Annotated in this window: 43 protein-coding genes; 26 read left to right on the top strand and 17 right to left on the bottom strand. The window is 50.4% G+C overall.

What is annotated here, in order from left to right:
• Positions 1-38: 38 nt before the first annotated feature.
• From PI91_RS12815 to PI91_RS12750, 13 genes are all read right to left on the bottom strand, one after another.
• Positions 39-647 carry a hypothetical protein gene (locus tag PI91_RS12815; RefSeq protein ID WP_052232725.1) on the bottom strand — a complete coding sequence of 203 codons (609 nt, stop codon included), beginning with the start codon at positions 645-647 and terminating at the stop codon, positions 39-41.
• Between the two features lies 1 nt (position 648).
• Positions 649-876, bottom strand: coding sequence for a hypothetical protein (locus PI91_RS12810; RefSeq protein ID WP_039266271.1), 228 nt, complete (start codon positions 874-876; stop codon positions 649-651).
• Positions 877-1,075: 199 nt separating this feature from the next.
• Positions 1,076-1,489, bottom strand: a complete 414-nt coding sequence (locus PI91_RS12805; protein WP_039266270.1) for a recombination protein NinB — start codon at positions 1,487-1,489, stop codon at positions 1,076-1,078.
• 168 nt (positions 1,490-1,657) lie between these two features.
• The gene (locus PI91_RS12795) at positions 1,658-1,924 is read right to left on the bottom strand and encodes a hypothetical protein (protein ID WP_039266907.1); all 267 of its coding nucleotides are present in this window, start codon (positions 1,922-1,924) and stop codon (positions 1,658-1,660) included.
• Between the two features lie 11 nt (positions 1,925-1,935).
• On the bottom strand, positions 1,936-2,214 hold the full coding sequence (locus tag PI91_RS12790) for a hypothetical protein (RefSeq protein ID WP_039266268.1): 279 nt from the start codon (positions 2,212-2,214) through the stop codon (positions 1,936-1,938).
• A gap of 17 nt (positions 2,215-2,231) precedes the next feature.
• Positions 2,232-2,552, bottom strand: a complete 321-nt coding sequence (locus PI91_RS12785; RefSeq protein ID WP_198527863.1) for a helix-turn-helix domain-containing protein — start codon at positions 2,550-2,552, stop codon at positions 2,232-2,234.
• Between the two features lie 28 nt (positions 2,553-2,580).
• Complete coding sequence (locus tag PI91_RS12780; protein ID WP_039266267.1) at positions 2,581-2,877, bottom strand: hypothetical protein; 297 nt, start codon at positions 2,875-2,877, stop codon at positions 2,581-2,583.
• On the bottom strand, positions 2,874-3,326 hold the full coding sequence (locus PI91_RS12775) for a hypothetical protein (protein WP_039266266.1): 453 nt from the start codon (positions 3,324-3,326) through the stop codon (positions 2,874-2,876). The genes PI91_RS12780 and PI91_RS12775 overlap by 4 nt, the downstream gene beginning before the upstream one ends.
• Positions 3,327-3,329: 3 nt before the next feature.
• A complete protein-coding gene (locus PI91_RS12770) occupies positions 3,330-4,664 on the bottom strand; it encodes a replicative DNA helicase (RefSeq protein WP_039266265.1) in 1,335 nt (444 codons plus the stop codon).
• On the bottom strand, positions 4,664-5,572 hold the full coding sequence (locus PI91_RS12765) for a replication protein (protein ID WP_232764399.1): 909 nt from the start codon (positions 5,570-5,572) through the stop codon (positions 4,664-4,666). Before PI91_RS12765 ends, PI91_RS12770 begins: the two co-directional genes overlap by 1 nt.
• 62 nt (positions 5,573-5,634) lie before the next feature.
• Positions 5,635-5,895 (bottom strand): hypothetical protein, encoded by a 261-nt coding sequence (locus PI91_RS12760; RefSeq protein WP_039266263.1) that lies wholly within the window; start codon positions 5,893-5,895, stop codon positions 5,635-5,637.
• 43 nt (positions 5,896-5,938) lie between these two features.
• Complete coding sequence (locus PI91_RS12755) at positions 5,939-6,229, bottom strand: CII family transcriptional regulator (protein ID WP_039266262.1); 291 nt, start codon at positions 6,227-6,229, stop codon at positions 5,939-5,941.
• A 109-nt stretch (positions 6,230-6,338) separates the two neighbouring features.
• Positions 6,339-6,569, bottom strand: a complete 231-nt coding sequence (locus PI91_RS12750; protein ID WP_039266261.1) for a YdaS family helix-turn-helix protein — start codon at positions 6,567-6,569, stop codon at positions 6,339-6,341.
• Positions 6,570-6,679: 110 nt separating this feature from the next.
• Between PI91_RS12750 and PI91_RS12745 the strand changes: the two genes are divergently transcribed.
• From PI91_RS12745 to PI91_RS12660, 22 genes are all read left to right on the top strand, one after another.
• Positions 6,680-7,375 carry a S24 family peptidase gene (locus PI91_RS12745; protein ID WP_039266905.1) on the top strand — a complete coding sequence of 232 codons (696 nt, stop codon included), beginning with the start codon at positions 6,680-6,682 and terminating at the stop codon, positions 7,373-7,375.
• 50 nt (positions 7,376-7,425) lie between these two features.
• Positions 7,426-7,674 carry a hypothetical protein gene (locus PI91_RS26025; protein WP_157841588.1) on the top strand — a complete coding sequence of 83 codons (249 nt, stop codon included), beginning with the start codon at positions 7,426-7,428 and terminating at the stop codon, positions 7,672-7,674.
• Positions 7,675-7,997: 323 nt separating this feature from the next.
• A complete protein-coding gene (locus PI91_RS26425; RefSeq protein ID WP_071580351.1) occupies positions 7,998-8,258 on the top strand; it encodes a hypothetical protein in 261 nt (86 codons plus the stop codon).
• Positions 8,259-8,269: 11 nt separating this feature from the next.
• Positions 8,270-8,569: a hypothetical protein gene (locus PI91_RS12740; RefSeq protein ID WP_039266260.1), complete on the top strand. Its 300-nt coding sequence runs from the start codon at positions 8,270-8,272 to the stop codon at positions 8,567-8,569.
• Positions 8,570-8,600: 31 nt separating this feature from the next.
• Positions 8,601-8,846 (top strand): hypothetical protein, encoded by a 246-nt coding sequence (locus tag PI91_RS12735; protein WP_039266259.1) that lies wholly within the window; start codon positions 8,601-8,603, stop codon positions 8,844-8,846.
• Between the two features lie 36 nt (positions 8,847-8,882).
• On the top strand, positions 8,883-9,158 hold the full coding sequence (locus PI91_RS12730) for a hypothetical protein (RefSeq protein ID WP_039266258.1): 276 nt from the start codon (positions 8,883-8,885) through the stop codon (positions 9,156-9,158).
• Positions 9,158-9,316, top strand: a complete 159-nt coding sequence (locus PI91_RS26160; protein WP_198527862.1) for a hypothetical protein — start codon at positions 9,158-9,160, stop codon at positions 9,314-9,316. Before PI91_RS12730 ends, PI91_RS26160 begins: the two co-directional genes overlap by 1 nt.
• A gap of 202 nt (positions 9,317-9,518) precedes the next feature.
• A complete protein-coding gene (locus PI91_RS26155) occupies positions 9,519-9,689 on the top strand; it encodes a hypothetical protein (RefSeq protein ID WP_172621903.1) in 171 nt (56 codons plus the stop codon).
• Between the two features lie 84 nt (positions 9,690-9,773).
• Positions 9,774-10,082, top strand: coding sequence for a hypothetical protein (locus PI91_RS12725; protein ID WP_039266257.1), 309 nt, complete (start codon positions 9,774-9,776; stop codon positions 10,080-10,082).
• Complete coding sequence (locus PI91_RS12720) at positions 10,079-10,900, top strand: PD-(D/E)XK nuclease-like domain-containing protein (protein ID WP_039266256.1); 822 nt, start codon at positions 10,079-10,081, stop codon at positions 10,898-10,900. The genes PI91_RS12725 and PI91_RS12720 overlap by 4 nt, the downstream gene beginning before the upstream one ends.
• Positions 10,900-11,469, top strand: coding sequence for a hypothetical protein (locus tag PI91_RS12715; RefSeq protein ID WP_039266255.1), 570 nt, complete (start codon positions 10,900-10,902; stop codon positions 11,467-11,469). The genes PI91_RS12720 and PI91_RS12715 overlap by 1 nt, the downstream gene beginning before the upstream one ends.
• A 406-nt stretch (positions 11,470-11,875) precedes the next feature.
• Complete coding sequence (locus PI91_RS26625) at positions 11,876-11,956, top strand: DUF2737 family protein (RefSeq protein WP_369804039.1); 81 nt, start codon at positions 11,876-11,878, stop codon at positions 11,954-11,956.
• Complete coding sequence (locus tag PI91_RS24720) at positions 11,953-12,459, top strand: HNH endonuclease (RefSeq protein WP_039266253.1); 507 nt, start codon at positions 11,953-11,955, stop codon at positions 12,457-12,459. Before PI91_RS26625 ends, PI91_RS24720 begins: the two co-directional genes overlap by 4 nt.
• Entirely contained in the window at positions 12,456-12,968 is a 513-nt protein-coding gene (locus tag PI91_RS24170; protein WP_052232723.1) for an ead/Ea22-like family protein, read from the top strand. Before PI91_RS24720 ends, PI91_RS24170 begins: the two co-directional genes overlap by 4 nt.
• A 1-nt stretch (position 12,969) precedes the next feature.
• A complete protein-coding gene (locus tag PI91_RS12695; protein WP_039266252.1) occupies positions 12,970-13,275 on the top strand; it encodes a hypothetical protein in 306 nt (101 codons plus the stop codon).
• A gap of 3 nt (positions 13,276-13,278) precedes the next feature.
• Positions 13,279-14,265, top strand: coding sequence for a DUF551 domain-containing protein (locus PI91_RS26420; RefSeq protein WP_052232722.1), 987 nt, complete (start codon positions 13,279-13,281; stop codon positions 14,263-14,265).
• Positions 14,265-14,498, top strand: a complete 234-nt coding sequence (locus PI91_RS12685) for a hypothetical protein (protein ID WP_039266251.1) — start codon at positions 14,265-14,267, stop codon at positions 14,496-14,498. Before PI91_RS26420 ends, PI91_RS12685 begins: the two co-directional genes overlap by 1 nt.
• A gap of 146 nt (positions 14,499-14,644) precedes the next feature.
• Positions 14,645-14,845 carry a hypothetical protein gene (locus PI91_RS12680; protein ID WP_039266250.1) on the top strand — a complete coding sequence of 67 codons (201 nt, stop codon included), beginning with the start codon at positions 14,645-14,647 and terminating at the stop codon, positions 14,843-14,845.
• 10 nt (positions 14,846-14,855) lie between these two features.
• Positions 14,856-15,458 (top strand): hypothetical protein, encoded by a 603-nt coding sequence (locus PI91_RS24160; RefSeq protein ID WP_052232721.1) that lies wholly within the window; start codon positions 14,856-14,858, stop codon positions 15,456-15,458.
• A 36-nt stretch (positions 15,459-15,494) separates the two neighbouring features.
• Positions 15,495-15,704: a hypothetical protein gene (locus PI91_RS12670; protein WP_039266249.1), complete on the top strand. Its 210-nt coding sequence runs from the start codon at positions 15,495-15,497 to the stop codon at positions 15,702-15,704.
• Positions 15,705-15,765: 61 nt separating this feature from the next.
• On the top strand, positions 15,766-16,014 hold the full coding sequence (xisR, locus tag PI91_RS12665) for an excisionase family protein (protein WP_031274995.1): 249 nt from the start codon (positions 15,766-15,768) through the stop codon (positions 16,012-16,014).
• Between the two features lie 32 nt (positions 16,015-16,046).
• Complete coding sequence (locus tag PI91_RS12660; protein ID WP_039266248.1) at positions 16,047-17,327, top strand: site-specific integrase; 1,281 nt, start codon at positions 16,047-16,049, stop codon at positions 17,325-17,327.
• Positions 17,328-17,531: 204 nt separating this feature from the next.
• Here PI91_RS12660 and PI91_RS12655 read toward each other — a convergent pair whose 3' ends face one another.
• From PI91_RS12655 to PI91_RS12645, 3 genes are all read right to left on the bottom strand, one after another.
• Entirely contained in the window at positions 17,532-18,551 is a 1,020-nt protein-coding gene (locus PI91_RS12655; protein ID WP_039266247.1) for a Zn-dependent oxidoreductase, read from the bottom strand.
• A 14-nt stretch (positions 18,552-18,565) separates the two neighbouring features.
• A complete protein-coding gene (manD, locus tag PI91_RS12650) occupies positions 18,566-19,780 on the bottom strand; it encodes a D-mannonate dehydratase ManD (RefSeq protein ID WP_039266246.1) in 1,215 nt (404 codons plus the stop codon).
• 110 nt (positions 19,781-19,890) lie between these two features.
• Positions 19,891-20,217, bottom strand: a complete 327-nt coding sequence (locus tag PI91_RS12645; RefSeq protein ID WP_008502413.1) for a YnfA family protein — start codon at positions 20,215-20,217, stop codon at positions 19,891-19,893.
• Positions 20,218-20,369: 152 nt separating this feature from the next.
• On the opposite strand from PI91_RS12645, the gene PI91_RS12640 reads away from it, so the two are divergent.
• The gene (locus tag PI91_RS12640; RefSeq protein WP_008502414.1) at positions 20,370-20,708 is read left to right on the top strand and encodes a DUF1283 family protein; all 339 of its coding nucleotides are present in this window, start codon (positions 20,370-20,372) and stop codon (positions 20,706-20,708) included.
• The gene (gene speG, locus PI91_RS12635) at positions 20,708-21,268 is read left to right on the top strand and encodes a spermidine N1-acetyltransferase (protein WP_008502415.1); all 561 of its coding nucleotides are present in this window, start codon (positions 20,708-20,710) and stop codon (positions 21,266-21,268) included. The genes PI91_RS12640 and speG overlap by 1 nt, the downstream gene beginning before the upstream one ends.
• Positions 21,269-21,410: 142 nt before the next feature.
• Here the strand turns inward: speG and PI91_RS12630 are convergent, their stop codons facing one another.
• Complete coding sequence (locus PI91_RS12630; RefSeq protein WP_039266245.1) at positions 21,411-22,127, bottom strand: YnfC family lipoprotein; 717 nt, start codon at positions 22,125-22,127, stop codon at positions 21,411-21,413.
• A 98-nt stretch (positions 22,128-22,225) separates the two neighbouring features.
• Here PI91_RS12630 and PI91_RS12625 point away from each other — a divergent pair, with 98 nt between their 5' ends.
• Both PI91_RS12625 and ynfE read left to right on the top strand, forming a co-directional pair.
• Positions 22,226-22,495, top strand: coding sequence for a DUF1161 domain-containing protein (locus PI91_RS12625; RefSeq protein WP_021241220.1), 270 nt, complete (start codon positions 22,226-22,228; stop codon positions 22,493-22,495).
• 131 nt (positions 22,496-22,626) lie between these two features.
• Positions 22,627-25,068: a selenate/tellurate reductase subunit YnfE gene (ynfE, locus tag PI91_RS12620; RefSeq protein WP_039266244.1), complete on the top strand. Its 2,442-nt coding sequence runs from the start codon at positions 22,627-22,629 to the stop codon at positions 25,066-25,068.
• The last annotated feature ends 55 nt before the right edge of the window (positions 25,069-25,123 follow it).

Here is a 25,123-nt window from a genome sequence, read left to right as displayed (position 1 = left end):
TATTAAACCGTTGGTGGTGGCGGTAAGTGGATCACTTTTTACCCGTTGTTGACATGTTGGTCTGAATACCCACTATTGACGTCAACAGGCCTCTTTTCTGGGAAAACAAATCCATTCCCTACCCATAGGCAGGTTTTCTTTGGATAGGCATCTCTTGGTTTAATGTACTGAGGGAAAAAGGGGTGTTTATCGCCTTCAGGCAAATATCCACCAAACTCATATGGATGAAATGTGTAGTCAGGCTTTCTCCATTTAGTGGCCAGCACACTGACGGGATTCTCAATCATGTATGGAACTCCATATTTATCACCCAAGAATTCAGCGATTCTTGCTTTCTCTATCGCTCTATCCTGAAAGTGAGGGTCGGAAATTTTCTTTCTCGCAAAATGAGCTGCGCCACTAACAGCAATATCGGTACATGGCGGGAAAGAATAAATGATATCCGGAGCCGGAACTCCCATTTTGCACGGGTCAAAATCCTTATCTATCCAGATATTTATGTAGTGAATATTTTCGTGTTGTACCTTGGCTTTGTTGTATGGACCATGGTCGGCATCATCTGCGTTAAAACAATAAACCTGATGCCCATCAATTGCCGCTTGATGACCCATATATCCTGAGCCGTCAAATAAAGACCAAATAACCATATCAATGCACCCTCTCACTAACCGGCTGCTCGTCATTGCTGACGATGCTGATAATCAGGCTCTTTCCGCCGAAGTCGACGCAAAGCGTTTTGTCCTCTTCATCCTCAAGCTCGTCTTCCAGATAATCGGCGATCGCATTAACCAGCAGGTCAATTGGGTCGATGTCGTCTCCTGATGCATCAGTAAGCAGGTCATCAAGTCGACCCTGGTAATCTTCGATAAGGCTCATAGCTAACTCCACATTCTGGATTGATACTGACTCCTACCCTTTGGCTCGCTGGCGTACTCTGGAAGCAAGGCTCCGACTATCCACAGGCGTGGGTCAGCACTAAGATGCTTTGTTGTTTGTACGTTTCGGGAGTGGTAGAGAGTGATTAGTTGGTTTGCTTCGTCGGTAGTCATTGGCGGGTGGTAGAAATACGTTCGCTTCAATCGTACCTCCTGTCAGTGAATCTGACGCCCTGTCCTGTTGCCCACGCAGTCGTATACTCTATGAGGCTCGCCATGCGTCCTACGCTCATCTCTGCGCTGCTTTCGCGGATGTTGACGTACTCACCCTCTAACCCGGGAACAACTTCAGCCTCCTGCTTTGTAGCGACCGCATGGCCGCTTATCAGCAATACCTTCCACTGTTCAGGCTTAAGTTGCTTTCCACACCATGTGACCTGACGAGCGATATCACCAAGCATCGCGTGAAATTTCGCGTTCTGGTCAATGTTGCGCTTGTAGTCAGAGATTCGAATGGTGATGGGTCTGTCGTTGTCGAGGGGTGATGTGAGAATGGCGTTTATTGCTGACTGCTGTTGCTGCTTACTTCGAAGGAAGATTGTTTGCTTTGTCATGATGTCCTCTAATGATTCTCACCATGTCACGGTAAATTATTGGATATGACCTGCATGAGGCGAAATTCGTCTTAAGAAGATTCCCCATAACAGGCTGCTCTTTGTAGTTCTTGGTCCATTTACTGAATAACCATCGTCGCCACAAAAACCATTTCACTATTGGCATACTCACTCCTTCACTTTGATTCCAGCGGCGCGGATGGCGTCAGCGCAATAATCGATGGCGCAGTTGTGACCTTTGTCGAACTCATCCTCAACCATCACTTTGTCATCGAGTTTTATCTCGATAGCTGCGCGAGAAAGGTTCCAGAATCGCCATGCCAACCGCACATCCCATGCCATGTACTCTTCATCGCCATTCTTTGCTCTTCGCATGTCTACGCAGTCGCCAAGTTTTGCCATTTCAGCCTCGAAAGCCTTTCTTGATTCGTCCATATTCCTCTCCATTACTCGCCATCCTTCAGTTTTTCGCCGCACTCACAGCAGAATTTATCCCATGCCTTTGAACTTCTATGCTGGCACTTGCCTTCTGGCCACATACAGATAGCGCAGTAGCGACCATCACCTGCGTGAAGTGTTCCGCCGTCATGCTTGCAGTAAGACTGGAATCTGTCCTGAAGCGATTTAAAGTCGCGATACTTCACGTAGGAATCCGAGATGTCATCGCCTTTGGTATTGAGCCATGCATCGTTGCAATTCACTGCGTATGTTTTTACTTCCATCATTCCTCTCCATCACCTGGCTAAACTACTGCCTTTTTGATTGTCATTTCTATTGGGCTTTCCGTGTTGTGCGGTCTGAATGTCACATCAACTACAAAGCCGATTTTGCAGAGCATCTCCAAAAGCATGTCTATCGAGAACTTCGATACATAGCCATGAAGCAAGTTGCTAACTCTTGGCTGGCTGACTCCAAGCCGTTTTGCAGCAACAACCTGTGTCCATCCTTCCTGCCTAATTAGCTGAGTTATAGTGATAATCAGCTTCGACTTAAGTGATGCCATGGTCAGCTCAACCGGATCATTGATAATCAGGCTAAAAGGTTCGTTTGTTTTTATCATCATTACTCTCCATCAGCGTGCTGGGGTGTTATCAATCTTGTCCGCTATAAACAGTCCAGTTACCTACACCTTCCCATTCGAATTGTCGGTTGCTGATTCGCTCCCAACTACGACCGAACAGAAGGTCTGAGTACCAATACTTGAACGTTTTCAAAATGTCTTTGGCGCTTGGCTTGCCGCCATACATCTTCGAAACCTTACATTGGCATCTCGTTATGCTTGCAGCTTCTATGGCTGGCCATATAAACCAAACAAACACGACCGTTATCGCGGCAAGCGCTATCAATGCGTTAAACAAAAGCCCGGAGTAAATCAGGTAAGTCGTCATGATGCCCTCACCTCTCTCAATTTCTGGTTGATAAATGCAGTCAGTGGGTTGGCTGCGCCAAAGTTAAACACCGGCTTCTTGCTGTATACCCATGCGTTCTTATGGCACCAGTCACGATGCAGCTCACCGTTTTCATGAAGATGCTTGAGCATCTTCGTAACGAGACGTTTGTCGATTCCTGTTGCGGTTGATATCTCAACTGCCATTCCGGTTTCATGATCGTCCAAATACCGCAGAACAGCTTCTGTGCGCTCATGATGGAGTGAAGCAAGTCGATAGTGCTTAACGCTGTTACTGATACGCTCAATCTCAATCTGGCCGTCTGCGATAAGGTCACGCAGTAGCAGGTTGATATGTGATTTCTGGCATCCGCGGAGTTTTGCGAATTGTGGTGCTGAGGTGGGGATGTTTGTTTCAAGGTGGTTGAGTATTTTGTCTCGTGTGTTCATGGATTATCTCCAGTCGTTTGATTTCGACTCCGTCTGGTTGGCTGAGAACTGCTTGGCGGCTTCCTGCTGGTCAATATTCACGAAGTGACCATTCTTCCAGCCCATGTAGAAAGTCTGCGGCCGACCAGATCGATATTTTCCGATGATGATTTCCGCGATTCCCTTCATGTTGCTGTTCTCGTCGTACACTTCATCGCGATAAGGGAAGATGATTACGTCGGCGTCCTGCTCGATGGCACCAGATTTTGCCAAATCACCCAATCCAGGGCGTTTTTCCTGACGGCCTTCTGGACCACGATTAAGCTGAGCCAGCAAAATTACCGGAACCTTGTTGCGAAGGCAGAACTGCTTAAGCTTTCTGGTGATGTCAGCGATGGCCTGATGCTCTGGAATGTTTGTGGGTTTCTCAATCAGGCCGAGGTAGTCGATAGCTAGGAAGCTAAGGCCACCATCCATGTTCATGCGCTCCGCATGAGCTATGCACTCATCGACGGTAAAGGAACCATCTATGACGTGGTTATCTTCATCCAGAAGAGTTCCCGTTGCCGCTGTAAGGCGTGTGTATTGCTCCTGTATCATGTTGAGAGGGTTTCGCAGTGTTCCCACCGATAACCCTGCTCGGTCAGCTACGTGACGCTCTACCACCTGCATATCAGACATTTCCATCGAGATAAGCAGCCCCTTCCCTTTCTGCCTCCCAACCGAGTTGGCGATATTGATGGCAAGTTCCGTTTTACCCATTCCCGGGCGACCAGCGATTACAATCAGGTCCGTTCTGTCCAGTCCACCGTATGCATCGTCCATAGGCTGAATACCAGTCTTGAGATACAGGCCAGACTCCTCTCCCTTCATCCTGTTTTCCAGAACAACCATGTAATCATCCAGCAAGTCACCGATTCGGCGCGGTAGCTTGTCGTTGGTTTCGAACTGGAGTTTTGACAGGATCCCGCTTACTTCTGCGATCCGGTCATTCAGGTCATGCGTTCCCGCACCTGCTAGAAGTTCTGCCGCTCGCTTAAGCTCAGCCTCACCACGGCGTAACATCCAGCACTGCCTGACACGCTTAGCCCAACCACGGATATTTGCTGCAGATGAACACTTGCATGCTACCTCAACCACAAAATCCTTCGTGGCAGCAGGTACTGCATCCTTAACGGTGAACATGTCTACCGGCTCAGCCTTGTTCAACAGTGTCACAATCGCCTGGTACATGCTTTTCAGGTGGAAGTTCTCGAATGCATCAGCAGGAAGCTTCCCGGCAATTTCTCGGCAGTCAATGTGATCGCCTTTGACCATCATCGAGCCAACCAATTGGTGCTCAAAATCGTAACTCTCCATCAGCTTCCCGCTCCTAAAATCTCGTCAATCTTCTTCTGCGTCAGGGCAGTATCAATCCCGTAAACCTTTCCTTCAGGGTTTCCACCAAGCGCCCATTGAGTCGGCTTATACCCATGCTCGATGTATCCGTTCAGGATGCTGTCGATATCACGCGGCTCCTTTCCAAGCTCTTTGCACTGCTTCAGGTACGAATCCCAGAGGCGATTGATTCCGGCCTCAGTGGTTTTGGTAATGCTCAGGATGGTTGGCATTCCGAGGCGTTTAGCTTTGCAGTTCCACGTATCTTTGAAACGCTCGCGGTCGAATGTCAGTAGCGCTGATCGCTTGTTGGTTTTCTTAGCACGGGGGTTAGTGCCTTTCTGACGGGGTGTTAATTTTTCATTATCAGACAAGCCCACTTCGTGGGTTTGGGTAATGTTTTTATATTCTTGTTCTAATAACTTCTTACTCTGTTCTACCTCGTTAGTGACCTGCTTTGTTACCTCAACGACATCTGAGCCAGCGTGGTTGCTAGGTTTGTTTGTTACCTCGTTAGTGACCTGCTTTGTTACCTCAAAATCGGCCTGATAATCTGTGTAATTTATGACCGAAATTACGGTGCCATGACGGTTACCAGCGAAGGTGATCATCTTCTCTTTTGCAAAGAATTCGAGCATGTCGCGAACCTGTTTAGCGGACTTCTCATTCCCTTGAGAGTCTTTAAGTTTCCTCGCCAGATAGGAGATTTTCGTCACAAGCTGCCCAGGCTCTAAGTCCCATTTCACGCCGTCAAATTCAACGCTACGTGGCTTGTACTGAGCAAGACCGATAATCCTTACCCACAATGCAAACTTGGCTGTATCAGTCGCCCAATCCTTTGACAGAAGACTCCTGAACAGAGCAAAGTGACCCTGTTTTTGGTTTTCCATCCGGGAACTCCTGCGCTCGTGTGCGGCGCTGAAATCGTAAACAATTGCAGTGCTTTCCATGGCTATCGACCCTCACGGAATACTTTCAGGATCTCGTTGAACTGCTCTACAGAGAAGTCCTGCTTGAGAAGCCTTTCGAGGAAGGAATTTGGAATGAACGTATATCCGTCTTCAACCGGCAAATCCTTCAGGAGAGCCTTAGCTTCAGACTTCATAAGCTCAAACTTAGCTACGCTGGAAAACATCATTGCGGTGTTTGGTTCAATGGATTGAAGGAAGCGAGAACGCTTAACTTCTTTGTGCAATTCGGTATTTTTTCGCATATAATTACTCCTGAAGTTAGTGTTGTTGACGTAACACAGTGACTCAAAAATCCAATGTGATTTGCTCTAAACGCTCAGTTACCGCTGGGCGTTTTTTGTTTTCTGGCATAACAGCTGCAATAGCCTGTCTTGCCACTTCACGAATCAGGCTTGTCTCCCAGACTTTTTCCAGAAGAACGAACGTAACCGCCATATCGTGGATGTTTAATCGACTCACCTTTGAATCAGCCCATCCCGCCATCTTTGCGAAATTTGTCTGACCCATTGAAACGAGTCTGGCACGAAGCTCTGTTTCCACTTCGCGTACCTTTTTGCTGTCTTTTGCAAGCTCCATAAAATATTATTTTCCTTAGTTAAATAGTTAGTTACGCATCTGTTGATGCGTTGGTTTATCCCCGCATTTCGGCGGGAATGAGGCCAGATCTGTTAAAGAGCGGTACTGCTTATGCGGCCATCAATTCAGGCCAAATGCTTACCCAATCACCAGGATGCAGATCCTTACGAGTCACGGTACCGTTACTGAACTTCTCGATTAGTACGCATAACGCAGCGCCTAACTCATGATTCTTGCTAAGAGCTTTACGCAAATAGCCGATTGAAGTTCCGCATCGGGAGGCAAACTCGCGCTGCTCCTCAAGTGAGAGGGAGTTTAGATATGTACGAAGTTTCTCCATATCCCTTCTCCTTTCTCGTTGCATCATGAATAGAGTTTACCTACAGGTAAAACATAAATCAATACCCGCAGGTTATTTACCGCGAGGTAATGTTGGATAAGATCTCTGCTATGGATAAATACGAACAGAGAAGACTGAAGCTCATTGAAATCCGGGACAGGTTCTGTAACGGGAAGGCAGCTGAGCTGGCACGTCGAATAGAAAGAGAGCCATCGTATATTTCAAGAATGCTCTACCCAGAAGGAAAAGCTGGGAGAAAACGCATTGCTGATGACATGATGGAAATCATAGAAAACGCATTCAGCCTACCTAGAGGCTGGATGGACTCGATCACATCTGAGATGCCAAGCGCAAATGAAGAACTGGAATTTGCCGGAAGCATTCGCGCAGGATATGTTCCTGTAATTGGTGAGGCCGTTTTGGGAGTAGATGGCTCAGTGGATATGATCGAGTTCAGAGCCGGTTGGCTTCGAATTTATAGCGGTGATAAGGATGCCTATGGCTTAAAAGTCAAAGGCGATAGCATGTGGCCTCGTATTCAGTCTGGAGAATATGTTGTCATCGAGCCAAACACTACGGTTCATGCGGGTGACGAAGTTTTCGTTCGAACAAAAGACGGTCACAACATGATTAAAATTATGAATAGAACCCGCGATGGGGACTATCAATTCAGCAGCGTCAACAGTGACCATAGACCGATAACTTTGAGTGCGGATGATGTTGTAAAAATGCACTTTGTCTCCGCAATAGTTAAGCATACACGCTATGTAGATCAGGACGACGTTCCACGAGTTGAAGAGGACTAACTGAAGTGTATATTCCTGGGGCTTTGATACTAGCCATCTTGGTTTTCTGCATGCACAAGCTCTATACAAGAGCAGGAGCCGAGCAAAAATCAGGCCTCAGGAGAAAACAAAAGCTTATTTGCGAAGCTGAAACAGTAATTGAGAAGTACAGAAACCTTGCATGGAACGAGATGGAAAAATCTCAGCAAGAGATGTACACCTGCGCAATGACTCGCCTTTCCGCGCTTAACTCACTGAAATCACATCAAACAGTCAACGAAAACCTCCTTCCAGCTTGGCCTGAAAATCCAAACCCATAACTAAACAATAAAAATAAATTACCTGATTTTTCAATCGGGTAAACTTTTTCGCCTAAAATATTTACCCATAGGTATAGACAATGATTTTACCCGTAGGTATATTTAACCCATCAGCAGGAAGCACTACTAACCAGAATGCTGAATCGCTCTTTAACATTGATGGGATTGTCCCGCCGAAATGCGGGAACCAAAGAGCAGTTGGCTTTGGGATTGGATGAATGCGCAGACTGATGCGCAGGCCATCAAGCTACAGAATGAGGCAGTAGCAAGCTGGAGATCAGTACCGGCCATCCAATCGCCAAAGCCAATCATCGGAGGTCAGCATGATTATCGTTACTTACCTGGCTGATGATAACGCCAGAAATCGCCGCAGAGCACGCAGACAGGCTCAACGTGAACAGGCAATGCAGGACGCTTCTCTTGCACGCCGGGTAGCAAATAGCACATGCAGTACACGCGTAACCAAAGCCATTTCGCTTGCAGGAACGCGTCAGAAGGAAGTTGAAGGTGGAGCTGTGTGTCTGCCAGAAGTGGCTCTGTACGCAGCTGGCCATCGTAAGTCTAAACAGGTTACAGCGCGTTAATGGGGTGAGAGATGAGAGAGGATGAAATCAAAAAAATTGACGCAGCAATTAGCTTGCTCAAAAGCATGAAGCAGGACATCAACAGAATGAACAAGCTTAGCGCTGTTAACTGTCTTGATTTAACACCAAGGCAGGCACAGAAAAGAAACGCAGACGCAGACTGGATAGCAATGGAGCAAATTAAGCGTCGCCATGAATTACATGCTCTGGCTGTAGAGATTTGCTTTGCAGATCGCAGGGAAAGTTATAAACAGATTGAATTAACTGACGGCTGGCATCGCTTCAATTACCAACCACGCGAGCCTAAATAACCACCACTTCCAATGCTTTCAGGACGATTAAATGAAAATTAAAACCATGGGTGCAAGCCCGTTAACCGGTCAGATATTTCAAGGGACGCTCAACACCGAAAAAGGAATGTGGGTTGGGAAAAAAGAGGATGTTACTGAACAAGCAGTTAAAGCAGTAGCTGAACATCTGATGATTAAAAAACAGAAATATGCATATGGGGTGAAGGATGGAAAGTTCTTAATCCTCAGTCACCAGATAGTTGATGAATTACCAGCGGAGTTCGCCGACAACGCATAGTCGGCCTTCTTTTGGCAGCAAGCCACAGAGGTGAATATGAAAGAGTTTAAGGGTACGACTGGAAAATGGAGAGTGAATGGGAAATATATCGACTCGACCCAGCCTGACGGAATGGTTCAGGAAGTCGCATGGCTAGGTGATGTAGGTTACGGCGACAGGATGGCAAACGCCAACCTGATCGCAGCAGCTCCTGATTTGCTCGAAGCTCTGCAAGAGCTTGTCTTCCTTTACGAGCATGACGAAGGGTGCAGAGAGTTAACCGAATATAAGCGAGCCAAGGCAGCCATCAGCAAGGCTCTGGGGGAGGAGTGATGAGCAAGAAATACATCGTTGAAGTTATTGAGCGCGAGACAAAGGAAGTGGTTAAGCACTTTGAGTTTGATAACTATCGAAAAGCAGATCGCGTTGAGGAGGGTCTTCTCCGTCAAAGCAATCTGGATAAGTTTGATGTAGTAATGCGCGTTGAATAGCAGCTGATAGCTAATTCTCTGAGTTAGCTATTGGGTGTAATACCGCACCACATCATCTAAAGGAGACTTTGGTGATGTTCTGATTAATACCCCCTTGTTGTCATCTTCGCCCGGCTTATGTCGGGCATTTTTTTAACCGCATATCCATAGCACTTCATTCGAGGTGTTTTCGCTATGCCAATCAATTTAAAAGGAGCACACCATGCAACAGTTCGCTATTGCAGGGGCGGCATCGGTTCGCCCTTTCGACCCTATCTTATCCGTCCAGCATTCACGCCAGAACATCATTACCGGCGCAGACTTCAAGCAGCCTCGCGTTAAGAGCTTGCTGGAGCGTCTGGTTGAATTCCTGAATCAAAAGGTGCAGCCGTGACAGGTGCTGAGCAGAGATGGAGTGACGAGGAGTTATATCAGCTCCTTAAAGACGTATTTCCGGTTCCGCGTGAGGAGAATAACCATGCGCCTGACGATGACAGACAAAACAGAGATTAAGCAAATCATCGCGAGCTTTAACGATGAGGATAATGCAGCGATTGATAAGCAGGTTGAGATGCTGTGCGCAAACATGCGTCCGGTGCTCAACATGCTGGAATCACATAAACCAGACGACCACACGAAGGCTGCTGTTGAGTGGCTTGGCGAAGACGACTGCAATTATCAGGAATTCGCTGGCGAGGTTATGTGGGACATATTCAGACCGCGCATAGAGGTTGAGTATGCGATTGGCATATTCCTGCGCCGTCATACTTTCGAGGATGCAGCATGAAACCTGGTGTCTATTACGGAATGCCGAACGAGGACTATCACGCTGACGATGCTATAGGCTCAACGACAGTCAAGGCAATCAGCGTTAGTCCTGCAAACCACTACTTTAACAAATTCACCGGCAATAAATCGGCGCACATTGGAAGTGCGATTCATGCGGCGCTGCTTGAACCTGATTTGTACGATAAGCAATACACGCTGCGCCAGGATATAAGTTCAAGGAGCTCTAAAGAGTACAAGGAGCTCGCATCCAAATTAGCTCCTGAATATATCCTCATAGGGAGCGAGGTCGACACTGTTAGTAGGATGGCTTGGTCATCAAGGATGAACGATGACTTTATGGACTACATGAACACCAAAGGTGACTCAGAAGTATCTATGTTTGCAGAGTGTCCAGAAACAGGCCTGATGCTTAAATGCCGCTTTGATAGGCTGTCTGACACTCTCCCCTACCCTCTTGACGTTAAGAGCTGCAGAGACGCGTCAGAGCGCGGATTTAGCAATGCTTTCGGTCATTACAAATACCACATTCAGGCAGCCTTTTATCTCTACGTTCTCAAGCTCGCAACTGGTATCGAATATAACCAGTTCGCCTTCTTCGCTATCGAGAACTCTCCGCCATATCGCAACTGCATGTACTACATCGGCGAGGAATCGCTGGAGCTTGGATATCGCGAAATGTTCGCAGCATTAGACAAGCTCGTAGCCTGTAAAGAAAACGAATCCATGAAGTACGAAGGAATCGTGCTTCCATCCAACGAAATTAACGTTCCGGCATATTTGCTTGATAACGAATACGATGACGAGGTAATTCTCTAATGGACCTTTCACGCACAATCATTCCAAAGTCCGATCAGCTCAACTTTGAAGATGTTCAGACTCAAAGCATTACTGCAGTCATTAAAGCTGTTCGAGCTGGTAATTCCGAGCAGCCAGTTTTCATAGACCTGGAAGGTTTCGACGGACGCCCATACAAGCCATCCAAATCAATGCGTCGCGTGTTAATTGGCGGTTGGGGGGCAGATGGTCACTCATGGGTTGGTCGCTCTCTTACGCTCGTTGGTGACGCTTCTGTGCGATTCGGTGGCGTAGCTGTGGGCGGTATCAAGATTCATGCGATGAGCGACGTTGAGGCTGATTTCTCAATGATGCTGTCAGTATCTCGCGGTAAGCGGCAGGAGCACCGAGTACGCAAGCTAGAAGTAAAGCCACAGGCAACACCTGAAACAGCCCTGAAGTGGTTCTCTGATAACGCATTTAGCATGGATGCTACAAAGCTTGAGGTTGCATATAACCGCACGAAGGGAGTTATCGGAAGCAACAATGAACTTCTCGCTAAACTCGATGAAATCCACAATCTGCGCAAGGCGGATTTAGCTAACTCCTAATTTATCCCAATGCGAAAACTAAACGTCACTCCTGAAGAAATGAAGGCGGTGTGCGGCCGTATGGTCGCGCCCCGCGCAGCTGACCATCTCGGACTTACGTTAGCCCAATTCTATTACCTCGCTCAGAAGTATTCGTTATCCACAGCCTGCACCAAGCAACTCTGGAGTCCGCAAGACGAAGAGACGCTAGCCGCTCTTTATCGCCAGGGCTACCTGCAAAAGGACATCGCCGAAATGATGGGCAGAGGTTACACGGCTGTCAGGTCAAGAGTTACAAGGCTTCGCAAGCGAGACATGAACATGAGGAATTCATCATGATCGGAAATTACTATGACCCATTCGTAACACCTCAAGAGCTTATCGCAGGACACCGCTTCAAACCCATCAACGATATCCACGCGAAGAAATGCTGAAGCGTCAATCATTCCCAAGCGTGAACGAGAACAAATTCCTGACAGCGTGGTTAAACCAGAGGGCGAAGAAATGACGCTAACTCAATCTCGGCTTAAGGAGTTATTTCACTACAACAGTTATACAGGCGTCTTCACAAGAATAAAGTCTACATCCAGCAGAGCCATTAAAGGCGATATCGCCGGAACAACTAACTCACATGGCTACCTGCGGTTTTGCGTTGACGGCGTTGTTTATCTTTCTCATAGGCTCGCATGGCTATACGTATATGGAGAGTTTCCAGAAGGAATAATGGACCACATTAATGGTGACAGGAAAGACAACAGGATCTCCAATCTCCGTATTGTCTCTTTAAGGCAAAACGCGCTTAACAGGAAGATACAGTCCACCAATACTTCCGGAATAAAGGGCGTTTCATGGTGCCGGAAATCTAACAAATGGAAGGCCTCAATTACGTATGAAGGCAAGCACATCAACGTTGGCTCCTTTTCTGATAAGCAGGATGCTGCTGAAGCGATCAAAAAAGCTCGGGCAGAGATTCATGGTGAGTTTGCGAATGATGGAGGTAACGCCCAATGAGCAACATCGACAAACAGGCGCTGCGTGAGCGCTACTCTGAGAAGCTCACTCCGAAGTGCCATATCTGCGGGTCTGTCATGACAATCCAGCGTGCCGGTGCTGGAAGTGTCGTATACGGATGCACTGGCCGCATTGACAAGGATGGCGAAGGATACAAGTTTGCTGAGGGTCGAGACTTCGCAGACGACCATTATGCTCGTTCTCGTGTGACAGTCCCAGATGAAAGTGATCCTGATGTACTGGCGCTGCTGGATGAGCTGAAAGCCAAAGAAACCGAAAACGAGCGTATGGCTCGTGAGCTGTTAAACAGGAGTGGTGAAATTGAAGGTCTGCGCCAGCGCATAGCAGAGCTGGAGTCGCGTGAAATCAATATGCCGCCATATTCGTTCTTCGACTTCAAGCAAGGCTCTACGTTCAAAAGTGGCGCTTATTGCCATATTGATTCTGTAAACAAAGAGCTATCCAAGCATGGAATCAAGATGATCGCCGCAGCCGGTAAAGGAGATTGAAATGAAAAACCAAAATTACGATCAGCGTAAAGATTTGCATCTGTGGTTCGGTCTTTCATATGCCGCGTTTCTGGTAATGCCTCGCGTAGCAATGATGCAAATGCCGAAGGAATGGCAAGAGAGAATGGCTGAACTGCTTAATCAATACGACGAAACCATTGATACATCTGCGTTTGGGGTGAAAGGTTGCCGAGTTCAAGCCATTAATAGTGAAGGTAAGCTAATGAAGATGCCTGGTGAGTTACTTAACTACCGCCATCCTCAACCCGAAGATGTGGCGCAGTTAATGCTCAAGCATGAGGAATAACCCATGAGAACTATTACCAAAGAATGGCTGGAGAGTCAGATTTCTGCAATCAAGGCGGTTGGCATCACTGACAGCAATACACTACAGGCGTTCATAATCGCGCTGGCATCGCTCGAAGCGGAGCCTGTGTGCTATCTCACTTGGCATCAAGGGTTCCGTGCTCCTGATGACTGCGAGGAATACGTTGTTGAAGCTAAGCCGGGTGACAAGTCCTGCGATGGTTCACCTGCGTTTCCAGTGTATGCCGCCCCGCCAGCGCCGGTATCTGTGCCCACATTCGAGAAATGGTGTGAGCTGACTGAGCAGAAACCTGTCGGATGGGTGCGTGATGCTATGAAAGAAGCGTATGACGCATGCCGCGCCGCCATGCTTCAGGGTACCGAACCTGTAACGACGGCTAACAAGTTGCCAGATGATTTCGACTTTGACCGCTTCAACGATGTCGTGTGGTTGGAGGCTGTCGCAAGCAATCCACACATGCATTCACCAACAACATCGACCATCGCTATGGTGGCGCTGGAGCTGAACAAGAAATTAGCCGATGGCAAGCCTGAGTTAACTGTCTGGTATGGCTCAATGCCAGAAAGTAATGGTAAGGCTAACTGGACAGCAATTCTGCATCGCAAGGGCGAAGGTCGCTGCATGGATGGGTTCACCATTGACCGTTCTGAATATCCAGGCCGCGTACTTTATGCCGCAGATCGCGTCCGTTACCTCATCGGTGAGAAAAGTGAGCGCCCAAGAATTTTGGATTATGACGCTGACGCGCACAGCGGATATGTTAAGCCAGGTAACTCTCCGGTTATTCCGGATGGTTGGGTGGCTTGCAGTGAGCGGATGCCAGAAAACCTGGTAAGCGTGCTCGTTACTGGAACCTGGTTTCATCATGCTGTTGCTTTCTGGGATGGTTTGTCCTGGTGCGACCTTGATTTTGAGCAACCTGTCACCCACTGGATGCCACTGCCAGCAGCACCGCAGCAGGAGGCGTGATGGTTACCGGTGGATATACGCTCGACCTCACATGCGACTGCTTGGACTGCCAACAATACATGGGAAATCCAGATTATCGCACTGAGGCGCAGGGATATAAGCAGTTTGTTGGTAGCAACTCAACGATGTGTTTTAGGGCAGCGAAAAAAAGAGGCTGGAAATTTAACGCCAACAAAACTCACTGCTTAGCACCTGGTCATGCATACCGTAAAGATGGTGGCAGCGATGCCTAACCCATTCGACGCATAAAAAACCAGCACCCAGCGGGTTTTTCTTTATCCGGAGTCACCATGCACGCCAATCCAATTATCTGGCTCATAGTCGGAATTATGGCTCTGAGCGCTATCTCTTCACTCGCACATCAATCAGAGGGCTTGTTATGGCTAAATTTGCTGTGGGCGCGTTAGTGCAGCTTAAGTCTGGAGGCATCAAAGGGATGGTTGAGAGCCAGATTGAACCGGATAGCGACCATCCGAAATACTGGTGCAAATGGGATGACGGCAACTACTCGGTGCATCACGAACACGAACTTCGCGCGGCTACTGTTGATGAGCCTCGCGTGTATAAGAAATTAGCTTAAGGAGATTGATGTGAAACTAATTGATATTTTGGTGAGGGAATTGCCGAAGCTTGGCGGCTGGCCCATTGGTGCTGACAGCATATATCAAAACGCCAAGGGTCATCTTGTTGGAGTTCAGGGATGCATTGTTAGTCCTGTGGACATGGTATTGGGTATCGTTGCTGAGGATGTGCACAGATCTGTCACCCGCGAGCAATACGAATCCGCACTTGCAGCCAGCAAGCCAGACTGGGATGGAGAAGGTGTGCCTCCTGTTGGAGCAGAAGTGCAATGCATCTGCAACCAATTCCCAAGTGAAGGACAAGAGAAGTTGCTAGGTAAAATCCTTTATTCTGGTGAGTACACAATCCTTCATACCTATAAGACCAACGAGCAACATCATGTTCCAGTCGAAAGCGTACTCATGACAAAGCATTGGTCAATCACTCCTATTAGATCCGAAGCAGACAAGAAGAGAGAAATCGGTGTTCTTTCACTTGCTCGTGCAGACCCAACTGTTGGCAGATTTGAATATGGAGAGAAAATGAGTGATGGACGGCTCATTGGCTATGCCTGGTATGAGCTTTACGACAAGATTGCAGCCGGAGAAGTAGCTGGCATCCGCATCGACTAGACCGCCGCAATGGCGGTTTTTTATTGGAGATAGATAATGTCAGTCAGTGAAGAAATCAAAATTGAAGGTGGCTACGTTTATGAGTCACAGAATATTGATGGTGACAATTCTAAGTTCATCGTTACTGCCATTGGGCTTGACCACGTTCTGTTTGCTGACTTCCCGATGATTAAATTCAACGGAAGCTATCTAGAGTATTGTGCAACAAGGAAGGAATTTCAGAAGCGATTCAAACTATCGGAGTAACCATGGAATCACAGCCTCACACTCGATGAGGCTTATCACCTTTTCCGCAATGGAGAAATCAATGAGCGATATGATTCAGCTTGTGCCCAATAAGTGGGTATCAGAGAAGGTTCTGATGGCGATTACCGGTCTTACCAAGAACGCGATAAGATTAGCCAGAGAAACGTCATGGATGGAGGGTAAAGAGTACCGCCATTACTCATGCGACTGCCAGCCAAAAGATAACTCCCCTATCCTTTACAACCGTCACGAAGTCGACAAATGGGTTGAACGTCAGCAGCCCGCGATTCCCCGCAAGAAATCTGCTTAAATACCCCTTCGATTAACCAAAGAGGAAGATGCATGAAGTATCCAACCGGGGTTGAAAACCACGGGGGCACGCTGCGCCTGTGGTTTATCTATAACGGTGTCAGGGTAAGGGAAAGTCTTGGTGTACCTGATACAGCGAAGAACAGGAAGATTGCCGGAGAGCTGCGTACAAGCATTGTCTACGCAGTAAAGACGGGAACTTTCAACTATGCATCACAGTTTCCAAACTCCCCTAACCTTCAGCGATTTGGTGAGGTGAGCAAGGCGCTAACCATAGGAGAGCTTGCAGAAAAGTATTTATCTCTTAAAGAGACTGATGTCGCATCGACGTCGATAAAGACATACCGGACGATAATCAAAAACGTTCTTCTCATTCTCGGTGAGAAGACGATCGCATCGTCGATAAGTAAAGAAAGGATTCTTGAGGTAAGGAAGGAATTGCTGACCGGTTATCAGCTCCCAAAGACGCAGTATGTAGTGACTGAGCCCGGGCGTTCTGCGGTGACGGTCAATAACTACATGACTAACCTTTTCGCCATCTTTCAGTTTGGCGTTGAAAACGGTTATCTCGATGACACACCATTTAAGGGAATATCGCCACTAAGAGAGTCGAGAGTCGTACCTGACCCGCTATCCAGGGAGGAGTTTGTCAGGCTCATTGAAGCTTGTCGCAGCCAGCAAGCAAAAAACATGTGGTCTCTTTCTGTCTACACAGGAATCCGCCCTGGTGAGCTGTGCGCTTTGGGGTGGGAGGATATCGACCTTAAGGCGGGAACGATGATGATAAGGAGGAATCTGGCGCAGGATAAATTTACCGTACCCAAGACTCAGGCCGGAACAAACAGGGTAATACACCTGATCGAACCTGCAATCGAAGCGCTGAAGAGCCAGCTTGAAATCACCAGGCTTGGCAAAGAGCACATGATTGACGTTCACCTGCGAGAGTACGGTAAAAAAGAGAAGCACAAATGCACTTTTGTCTTTCTCCCATCCGTAACTTCAAGAACGGGTTTATGTGGGGATCACTTCACGGTCGATTCAGTAAGGCAGATATGGGATACGGCAGTAAAGCGCGCAGGAATTCGTCACAGGAAATCATATCAGTCACGTCACACTTATGCTTGCTGGTCATTGACGGCTGGAGCTAACCCTGCATTCATTGCTTCGCAGATGGGTCACGCTGATGCGCAGATGGTTTTCCAGGTTTACGGAAAATGGATGTCAGAAAATAACGATGCTCAGGTAGCGCTCCTGAACTCAAAATTGAGTGAGTTTGCCCCATCAGTGCCCCATGCAACATTAAGAGCCGTGTAATTCCCTTCTGTTTCAGTACGTTAATCCTGATAAAACTTGAAATCCATAAACTCCAGGGCGGTGCCCAGCCAGCCGGAAACGGCGGCTTTCACCAGATCGGATGTGGTTCTTTGAGGTTGTACTTGCGTCATAATGGCTATCTCTGAAAGGTAAGATGCGTACCACATAGCGCCTGTCTGCGCAGGCGCTTAACCGCGTAAATGATTATTGGCCGAACGTGAGCAAAACTTTGCAGCACTGCCGCTGGTCTTTCTCAAACAGTTCAATAGCGTCTTTAACGTGGTGATAGTCAAAGGTATGGGTGATCAGTTTTTCCGGGTCGATCAGCCCCCTCTTCAGCCAGTCGATAACGACCGGGAATTTGTTGGCGTTCAGGCGCGAGGAGAAGATCGCCAGCTCTTTGCCGGTGATGCCCTGCTGAACAATCTGGCTCGGCTCGCTGGAGAACCCCATCAGCACGATGCGCGCCGCCGGTGAGGCCAGGGTTATCGCTTCCTGCAAAATGGAGGGATGGCAGGCGGCATCAATGATTAACGTCGGTTTGATGCCTTTTTCCTCCAGCGCGGCCTGCAGCGACTGCTCGCCGTTATTAAAGACCCAATCCGCGCCGCTGCGCCGGGCCATCGCCAGACGCTCGTCTATGCGATCAACCACGATAACCTGCTTCACCTGATAGACGCCTTTCAGGGCCTGAACCGTAACCAGCCCCATCGGCCCGGCGCCATATATCAGCGCGACGTCCTGTTCAGTCGGTTTCGCCTGCCCCGTTACGTTGGCGGCAATGGTGAAGGGCTCAACCATGACGGCGTGCTTATCAGGAATGTCATCCGGAATGGGCCAGGCGTTTTGTGCGGGCACGACCGCATATTCGCTAAAGCCGCCGTCACGGTGAACGCCCAGCACCACCAGCGAGGTGCAGACGTTCGGTTTTCCCACGGAGCACGGGTAGCAGTGCCCGCAGCTGATTACCGGATCGACCGAAACGCGCTGGCCCAGGCGCGCGCTGTCAACGCCCTCGCCCACGGCGTCAATCACGCCAAAAAACTCATGGCCGATGACGCGCGGATACTTCGCAAACGGGTTATGGCCGCGGTAGATGTGGCTATCCGACCCGCAGATCCCGGCAAGCTTGATACTGACGCGGACGTCACCTGCGCCAGGTATCGGGAGTTGACGCTCTTCAATTACCAGTTCGTTCGGCTGTTGAATCACTACGCTTTTCATCGTTTGCTCCTCGCTTACCAGTTCCACAGCGTGCCGTCTTCAAGACGGGCCACCGGCAGATAGGCCGGATCGTACTGGTATTTCGCCGCCAGCTTTTCATCAAACTCGATGCCCAGCCCCGGCTTGTCGCCCGGATGCATATAGCCGTTATCAAAGCGCCAGCTGTGCGGGAAGACCTCCAGCATCTGTTCGGAGTAGCCCATATATTCCTGCACGCCGAAGTTCGGTACCCACAGGTCGAAATGCAGCGCCGCGGCATGGCACACGGGCGACAGATCCGATGGACCGTGCGAGCCGGTGCGCACCTGATAGAGCGACGCGAAGTCCGCGATGCGGCGCATCCCGGTGATGCCGCCCGCGTGGGTAATGGTGGTGCGGATATAGTCGATCAGCTGCTCTTCGATGAGCTGCTTGCAGTCCCAGATGCTGTTAAACACTTCGCCTACCGCAATGGGGGTGACGGTGTGCTGGCGGATCAGGCGGAAGCAGGCCTGGTTTTCCGCAGGGGTGGGATCCTCCATCCAGAACATGCGGAACGCTTCAATGCTCTTGCCGAAGCGCGCCGCTTCGATGGGCGTCAGGCGGTGGTGCATGTCGTGCAGAAGATGCTCATTGAAGCCGAATTTATTACGCACCGCGTCGAACAGCTTCGGCGTGAAGTCGAGGTATTTTTCGGTGGACCAGAGCTGCTCTTCCGGCCAGTCGCCTTTGGTCGCAGGCTCGTAGGCCAGCCCCTTCCCTTTGGCCATGCCGTAGGTGGTTTTCATGCCCGGCACGCCGCACTGCACGCGGATCGCCTTAAAGCCCATCTCTTTGTGACGGGCGTAATCTTCCAGCACGTCGTCAATGGTGTGGCCGGTGGTGTGACAGTAGACCATCACCCCTTCCCGGGAGGCGCCGCCCAGCAGCTGGTAGAGCGGCATGTTGGCCGCTTTGGCTTTGATATCCCACAGCGCCATATCCACGGCGGAGATGGCCGACATGGTAACCGGACCGCGACGCCAGTAAGCACCTTTGTAGAAGAACTGCCAGATGTCTTCGATGCGGTGCGCATCGCGGCCAATGAGCTGGGGGCAAAGGTGATCCTTCAGGTATGAGGCCACGGAGAGCTCGCGTCCGTTTAGCGTAGCGTCACCGAGGCCGACAATCCCCTCATCGGTGGTGATTTTAAGGGTGACAAAGTTCCGCCCCGGGCAGGTAACAAACACGTCAGCCGCGACAATCTTCATAATTCCTTTCCTTACATCGTTCGTTGTGATGCCGGGAATTTACGCATCAACCCTACTACCATACAAGTATAATGATCGTAAAATAAGCTAACGATCACAAAACCGGGGGCTCATGCGCGGCCCCATCCCGCCACAATAATCAGCATACCGCACAGGGCAATCAGCGCGCCGGCCCAGTCATAGACGCTGAGCTTGACACCGTCCACCACGCGTAGCCACAGCAGCGCCGTGCAGACATAGACGCCGCCGTAAGCCGCATAAACGCGCCCGCTGGCCGCCGGGTGCAGCGTTAACAGCCAGACAAACAGGGCCAGCGCAACGCTTGCCGGAATGAGCAACAATACGGATCCACCCTTTTTGAGCCAGAGCCAGGGCAGGAAGCAACCGATGATTTCACACAGCGCAGTCGCAAAAAAAAGCAGCGTCGTTTTAAGCATATTTCACGTCAGGTGAGGATTTATTTAACCATCATACCTGATGATGCCCTTTACTTTTCCATACTCGCTCCGCGGGTATGCCGTCATTTCGCTTTAGTGTAGAATCTGTACGGGGTAACTTGATTATCTGCACCCATTTAAAAGGAAACGCTATGACCACATTAAGCAAACGCCTTTGTCTGACAGCCCTGCTGGCGCTGTCATCGTTCGCCTTTGCCGCCTCTGCGACAGCGGAAACCAGCAAGCTCATTATTGAGTCTGGTGACAGCGCGCAAAGCCGCCAGAACGCCGCCATGGACAAAGAACAATGGAATGACACCCGTAGCCTTCGCCAGAAGGTCAACAAACGTGCCGAAAAAGAGTGGGACAAAGAAGATGTCGCTTTTGACGCGCGCGATAAGTGTCAGCAAAGTGCAAACGTCAATGCCTACTGGGAGCCTAACACCCTGCGCTGCCTGGATCGCCGCACTGGCCGCACGGTAGCCCCATAATGTCGGCGCCCTGCGACGTTAAACTCCGTCCGCTGGAGCGTGAAGACCTGCGCTTTGTCCACCAGCTCGATAACAATGCCAGCGTGATGCGCTACTGGTTCGAAGAGCCTTATGAGGCCTTTGTCGAGCTGTCCGATCTCTACGATAAGCACATTCACGATCAGAGTGAACGTCGTTTTGTGGTGGAGTGTGAAGGTGAAAAAGCCGGGCTGGTGGAGCTGGTTGAAATCAACCACGTTCACCGTCGGGCGGAGTTCCAGATCATCATCTCCCCTGAGCATCAGGGAAAAGGCCTTGCGTCACGCGCGGCCAGGCTGGCAATGGATTACGGATTCAACGTTCTGAATCTCTACAAGCTTTACCTGATTGTGGACAAAGAGAACGAAAAAGCGATCCATATCTATCGCAAGCTGGGCTTTATGGTGGAAGGTGAGCTGATTCACGAGTTCTTTATCAACGGTGAATACCGCAACACCATCCGCATGTGCATTTTCCAGCATCAGCACCTGGCCGGACATAAACCGTCAGGCGCCAGCCTGCTGAAACCTACCGCGCAGTGAGATCGATGACAAACCGTGTCATAAACCGTTGAGCTGTCTTTCTTGCCGGGTGGCGCTGTGCTTACCCGGCCTACAGGGTGCTTCATTGTAGGCCCGTGCAAGCGTAGCGCCGCCGGCGAAACGCACAAAATGCACTTTACGCTCAGTAATATTCAATCGTGTTCTTGATGGTGTACTTGTGCTCAACGGCGGGTTTGACGCTGTCGTCCGTGATGGTCAGATCGCAGCTCACCGGGTTATTGTGGCGATCGTAGTCGCAGCTCTGCGTCACGTTGCCCAGCGACTTGTCATTCAACATGCTGACTGCCGAGTAATCCATTCTTTTGCGCAGGTCTTTCGACGGCGTCGACTGGACGGACAGATGCTGATCGCCGGAGACGGTGGTTTTGCCCAGCGGGTAACCATCCGCGTCGTAGCGATACTTCACTTCCATCTCTTTACCGTGCGCCGCCACCACAAATCCGTTGTCGTCGGTATCCCACGTTACCCCGGCTGACGGCAGTTCGGCCAGCTGGCATTTGCCCTGCAGCTTCACTTTGCGCTGCTGGGTTTCCGCATCAAGATAGTAATTGGCATCCAGCACCAGCGCCACGCTGGTGTTGGCCTCCAGGTCGTGTAGCTCCAGCGTATCGAAACACCCTTCCGTCGAGACGGTGCCGGTGACCCGTTTAGAGACTTCGCCCTTCTCGTTGAACAGCGTCTGGGTAAAGTCTTTGACCGGGCCGCGCAGCGGATCAAAATCAAATTCGTTTGAAAAACTCGCCATCTCGGGCGTAAACGACAGCGGCGCGGAGCTGTTGTCGCACCCCACCAGTGTTGCTGCCAGGAGCGTTATCGCTGCATATTTCTTCACATTCATTTCCGTACAGGGAGATTATTCTCAATCATATTAGCAAATACAGATGTTTACACGAAGCCTGCTAAAATTAATCTCTACACAGAGAAAAGGAGCTACAGATGAAACGGTTACCCTGGATTACCGCCCTGCTGTTAATGAGTGCCTCAACGGCCGCGCTGGCGGCACCGGATTCCTGCGAGCGCGTGAAAAGCGACATTCAGCAGAAGATCGTCAACAACGGCGTGCCTGAGTCAGGTTTTACGCTGAACATTGTGCCGAACGACCAGGCCGATCAGCCGGGCACGCAGGTCGTAGGCCACTGCGCTAACGACACCTTTAAAATTCTGTACACCCGCACAGGCAGCGGTGCGGCAGCTGAACCTCAGTAATTGAGCGTCAATTCCCTTTGATTTGATAAGGATTAAGATCTACTACCCCCAAATAAGTAACACTCACCCCATCATTAGCCCGGATATCATTTCGGGAGAAATAATACGCAATAATAATGATGGGGTGAGCCATGTCCGATGCTGAACATTACGACGGCGGAATTAGCCGTCGAACTCTCGTAAAATCTACGGCGATAGGTTCTCTGGCGCTTGCCGCTGGTGGGATCTCGCTTCCCTTTGGCCTTAAAAGCGCTGCCGCTGCGGTAAAGCACGCCGTCCAGCCTCCTGAAGATACCGTGGTGTGGGGCGCCTGCTCGGTCAACTGCGGCAGCCGCTGTGCGCTGCGTCTGCACGTCCGCGACAACGAAGTGTACTGGGTCGAAACGGATAACACCGGCGAGGATGTGTATGGCGATCACCAGGTGCGCGCCTGCCTGCGCGGACGTTCTATTCGTCGCCGCATCAATCACCCTGACCGTCTGAACTACCCGATGAAGCGCGTGGGCAAACGCGGCGAAGGCAAGTTCGAGCGCATCACGTGGGATGAAGCGCTCGACACGATCGCCGCCAGCCTGAAAGACGTGGTGGCCAACTACGGCAACGAAGCGGTGTATATCAACTACTCTTCCGGGATTGTCGGCGGCAATATCACCCGCTCCTCCCCTTACGCTTCGCTGGTGGCGCGCCTGATGAACTGCTACGGCGGCTTCCTGAGCCACTACGGCACCTACAGCACGGCGCAAATTGCCTGCGGGATGCCCTACACCTACGGCAGCAACGACGGCAACAGTACCTCGGACATCGAAAACACCAAACTGGTGGTCATGTTCGGCAATAACCCGGCGGAAACGCGCATGAGCGGCGGCGGGATTACGTACTATCTGGAACAGGCTCGCGAGCGGTCCAACGCGCGCATGATTGTTATCGACCCGCGCTACACCGACACGGCAGCAGGACGCGAAGATGAATGGATCCCGATCCGTCCGGGAACCGATGCCGCGCTGGTGGCGGGTATTGCCTGGGTATTAATCGACGAAAACCTGGTCGACCAGCCGTTCCTCGACAAATACTGCGTTGGCTACGACGAAAAAACGCTGCCGGAAGGCGCGCCTGCTAACGGTCACTACAAAGCGTATATTCTCGGCCAGGGCGATGACCACACGGCGAAAACGCCGGAGTGGGCCTCCCGCATCACCGGTATTCCCGCCGATCGCATCGTTAAGCTTGCCCGCGAAATCGGCTCCGCTAAACCGGCTTATATCTGTCAGGGCTGGGGACCTCAGCGCCAGGCGAACGGCGAGCTGACCTCCCGCGCTATCGCGATGCTGCCGATCCTCACCGGAAACGTCGGGATCAACGGCGGAAACAGCGGCGCGCGTGAGTCCACCTACACCATCACCATCGAACGTATGCCGCTGCCGGATAACCCGGTCAAAACGCAAATTTCCTGCTTCAGCTGGACGGACGCCATCGCCCGTGGGCCGGAGATGACCGCCCTGCGCGACGGCGTGCGCGGCAAGGATAAGCTGGACGTGCCGATTAAGTTCATCTGGAACTACGCGGGCAACACCCTCATCAACCAGCACTCCGATATCAATAAAACCCACGATATCCTGCAGGATGAAAGCAAGTGCGAAATGATTGTCGTCATTGATAACTTCATGACGTCGTCAGCGAAGTATGCCGATATCGTGTTGCCGGACCTGATGACCGTCGAGCAGGAAGACATCATTCCAAACGATTATGCGGGCAACATGGGCTACCTGATATTCCTTCAGCCCGTGACCGCGCCGAAGTTTGAACGCAAGCCCATCTACTGGATCATGAGCGAAGTGGCGAAACGCCTCGGGCCGGATATCCACCAGAAATTCACCGAAGGACGGACGCAGGAACAGTGGCTGCAGTATCTGTATGCCAAAATGCTCGAAAAAGATCCCAAACTGCCGTCCTATGACGAGCTGAAAAAAAGGGGCATTTACAAGCGCAAAGATCCGAACGGCCATTTTGTGGCCTATAAAAAATTCCGTGAAAACCCGGAAGCCAATCCGCTGAAAACCCCATCGGGTAAGATTGAAATTTACTCCAGCAAGCTGGCGGAGATTGCGGCCACCTGGGAGCTGGAAAAAGATGAGACCATCAGCCCGCTGCCCGTCTACGCGTCAACCTTCGACGGCTGGGACGCGCCCGAGCGCGCGCGGTTCCCGCTGCAGCTGTTTGGCTTCCACTTTAAGGCCCGTACCCACTCGAGCTACGGTAATGTAGACGTGCTGAAAGCCGCCTGCCGCCAGGAGGTCTGGCTTAATCCCGTCGATGCCGAAAAACGCGGCATTAAGAACGGCGATACGGTGCGCGTCTTTAACGACCGCGGCGAGGTACGAATTGAAGCGAAAGTGACGCCGCGCATCATGCCCGGTGTCAGCGCTATGGGCCAGGGGGCCTGGCACGACGCCAATATGAGTGGCGATCGTGTCGACCACGGCTCATGCATCAACACCCTGACCACGCACCGCCCGTCACCGCTGGCCAAAGGCAACCCGCAGCACACCAATCTGGTACAGATCGAGAAGGTGTAACGGGTGAATGGCGTGACCGTGGTTTATTCTACGGTTTGTATTATCGGTTAACTCA

Source organism: Enterobacter sp. FB (assembly GCF_000805795.1).
In the GTDB taxonomy this organism is placed as follows: domain Bacteria; phylum Pseudomonadota; class Gammaproteobacteria; order Enterobacterales; family Enterobacteriaceae; genus Enterobacter; species Enterobacter roggenkampii.
The sequence above is the reverse complement of the archived record's forward strand: the minus strand, read 5'-3'. Positions and strand labels throughout refer to the sequence as shown.

Excerpts from the sequence above, each read along its gene's own strand:
- PI91_RS12805 (WP_039266270.1), bottom strand. The coding sequence starts at position 1,489 with ATGACAAAGCAAACAATCTTCCTTCGAAGTAAGCAGCAACAGCAGTCA.
- PI91_RS26425 (WP_071580351.1), top strand. The coding sequence starts at position 7,998 with ATGATTATCGTTACTTACCTGGCTGATGATAACGCCAGAAATCGCCGC.
- PI91_RS24720 (WP_039266253.1), top strand. The coding sequence starts at position 11,953 with ATGACGCTAACTCAATCTCGGCTTAAGGAGTTATTTCACTACAACAGT.
- PI91_RS12750 (WP_039266261.1), bottom strand. The coding sequence starts at position 6,569 with ATGGAGAAACTTCGTACATATCTAAACTCCCTCTCACTTGAGGAGCAG.
- manD (WP_039266246.1), bottom strand. The coding sequence starts at position 19,780 with ATGAAGATTGTCGCGGCTGACGTGTTTGTTACCTGCCCGGGGCGGAAC.
- PI91_RS24170 (WP_052232723.1), top strand. The coding sequence starts at position 12,456 with ATGAGCAACATCGACAAACAGGCGCTGCGTGAGCGCTACTCTGAGAAG.
- PI91_RS12795 (WP_039266907.1), bottom strand. The coding sequence starts at position 1,924 with ATGGACGAATCAAGAAAGGCTTTCGAGGCTGAAATGGCAAAACTTGGC.
- PI91_RS12790 (WP_039266268.1), bottom strand. The coding sequence starts at position 2,214 with ATGATGGAAGTAAAAACATACGCAGTGAATTGCAACGATGCATGGCTC.
- PI91_RS26155 (WP_172621903.1), top strand. The coding sequence starts at position 9,519 with ATGCAACAGTTCGCTATTGCAGGGGCGGCATCGGTTCGCCCTTTCGAC.
- PI91_RS12695 (WP_039266252.1), top strand. The coding sequence starts at position 12,970 with ATGAAAAACCAAAATTACGATCAGCGTAAAGATTTGCATCTGTGGTTC.
- PI91_RS12685 (WP_039266251.1), top strand. The coding sequence starts at position 14,265 with ATGGTTACCGGTGGATATACGCTCGACCTCACATGCGACTGCTTGGAC.
- PI91_RS12755 (WP_039266262.1), bottom strand. The coding sequence starts at position 6,229 with ATGGAGCTTGCAAAAGACAGCAAAAAGGTACGCGAAGTGGAAACAGAG.
- PI91_RS12810 (WP_039266271.1), bottom strand. The coding sequence starts at position 876 with ATGAGCCTTATCGAAGATTACCAGGGTCGACTTGATGACCTGCTTACT.
- PI91_RS12745 (WP_039266905.1), top strand. The coding sequence starts at position 6,680 with ATGGATAAATACGAACAGAGAAGACTGAAGCTCATTGAAATCCGGGAC.
- PI91_RS12775 (WP_039266266.1), bottom strand. The coding sequence starts at position 3,326 with ATGAACACACGAGACAAAATACTCAACCACCTTGAAACAAACATCCCC.
- PI91_RS12770 (WP_039266265.1), bottom strand. The coding sequence starts at position 4,664 with ATGGAGAGTTACGATTTTGAGCACCAATTGGTTGGCTCGATGATGGTC.
- PI91_RS12680 (WP_039266250.1), top strand. The coding sequence starts at position 14,645 with ATGGCTAAATTTGCTGTGGGCGCGTTAGTGCAGCTTAAGTCTGGAGGC.
- PI91_RS12630 (WP_039266245.1), bottom strand. The coding sequence starts at position 22,127 with ATGAATGTGAAGAAATATGCAGCGATAACGCTCCTGGCAGCAACACTG.
- PI91_RS26625 (WP_369804039.1), top strand. The coding sequence starts at position 11,876 with ATGCTGAAGCGTCAATCATTCCCAAGCGTGAACGAGAACAAATTCCTG.
- PI91_RS26160 (WP_198527862.1), top strand. The coding sequence starts at position 9,158 with ATGAGCAAGAAATACATCGTTGAAGTTATTGAGCGCGAGACAAAGGAA.
- PI91_RS12780 (WP_039266267.1), bottom strand. The coding sequence starts at position 2,877 with ATGACGACTTACCTGATTTACTCCGGGCTTTTGTTTAACGCATTGATA.
- PI91_RS26025 (WP_157841588.1), top strand. The coding sequence starts at position 7,426 with ATGCACAAGCTCTATACAAGAGCAGGAGCCGAGCAAAAATCAGGCCTC.
- PI91_RS12640 (WP_008502414.1), top strand. The coding sequence starts at position 20,370 with ATGACCACATTAAGCAAACGCCTTTGTCTGACAGCCCTGCTGGCGCTG.
- xisR (WP_031274995.1), top strand. The coding sequence starts at position 15,766 with ATGAGCGATATGATTCAGCTTGTGCCCAATAAGTGGGTATCAGAGAAG.
- ynfE (WP_039266244.1), top strand. The coding sequence starts at position 22,627 with ATGTCCGATGCTGAACATTACGACGGCGGAATTAGCCGTCGAACTCTC.
- PI91_RS12815 (WP_052232725.1), bottom strand. The coding sequence starts at position 647 with ATGGTTATTTGGTCTTTATTTGACGGCTCAGGATATATGGGTCATCAA.
- PI91_RS12670 (WP_039266249.1), top strand. The coding sequence starts at position 15,495 with ATGTCAGTCAGTGAAGAAATCAAAATTGAAGGTGGCTACGTTTATGAG.
- PI91_RS12735 (WP_039266259.1), top strand. The coding sequence starts at position 8,601 with ATGAAAATTAAAACCATGGGTGCAAGCCCGTTAACCGGTCAGATATTT.
- PI91_RS12660 (WP_039266248.1), top strand. The coding sequence starts at position 16,047 with ATGAAGTATCCAACCGGGGTTGAAAACCACGGGGGCACGCTGCGCCTG.
- PI91_RS12730 (WP_039266258.1), top strand. The coding sequence starts at position 8,883 with ATGAAAGAGTTTAAGGGTACGACTGGAAAATGGAGAGTGAATGGGAAA.
- PI91_RS26420 (WP_052232722.1), top strand. The coding sequence starts at position 13,279 with ATGAGAACTATTACCAAAGAATGGCTGGAGAGTCAGATTTCTGCAATC.
- PI91_RS12740 (WP_039266260.1), top strand. The coding sequence starts at position 8,270 with ATGAGAGAGGATGAAATCAAAAAAATTGACGCAGCAATTAGCTTGCTC.
- PI91_RS12645 (WP_008502413.1), bottom strand. The coding sequence starts at position 20,217 with ATGCTTAAAACGACGCTGCTTTTTTTTGCGACTGCGCTGTGTGAAATC.
- PI91_RS12765 (WP_232764399.1), bottom strand. The coding sequence starts at position 5,572 with ATGGAAAACCAAAAACAGGGTCACTTTGCTCTGTTCAGGAGTCTTCTG.
- PI91_RS12655 (WP_039266247.1), bottom strand. The coding sequence starts at position 18,551 with ATGAAAAGCGTAGTGATTCAACAGCCGAACGAACTGGTAATTGAAGAG.
- PI91_RS12720 (WP_039266256.1), top strand. The coding sequence starts at position 10,079 with ATGAAACCTGGTGTCTATTACGGAATGCCGAACGAGGACTATCACGCT.
- speG (WP_008502415.1), top strand. The coding sequence starts at position 20,708 with ATGTCGGCGCCCTGCGACGTTAAACTCCGTCCGCTGGAGCGTGAAGAC.
- PI91_RS12715 (WP_039266255.1), top strand. The coding sequence starts at position 10,900 with ATGGACCTTTCACGCACAATCATTCCAAAGTCCGATCAGCTCAACTTT.
- PI91_RS12785 (WP_198527863.1), bottom strand. The coding sequence starts at position 2,552 with ATGATGATAAAAACAAACGAACCTTTTAGCCTGATTATCAATGATCCG.
- PI91_RS12725 (WP_039266257.1), top strand. The coding sequence starts at position 9,774 with ATGCGCCTGACGATGACAGACAAAACAGAGATTAAGCAAATCATCGCG.
- PI91_RS12625 (WP_021241220.1), top strand. The coding sequence starts at position 22,226 with ATGAAACGGTTACCCTGGATTACCGCCCTGCTGTTAATGAGTGCCTCA.
- PI91_RS12760 (WP_039266263.1), bottom strand. The coding sequence starts at position 5,895 with ATGCGAAAAAATACCGAATTGCACAAAGAAGTTAAGCGTTCTCGCTTC.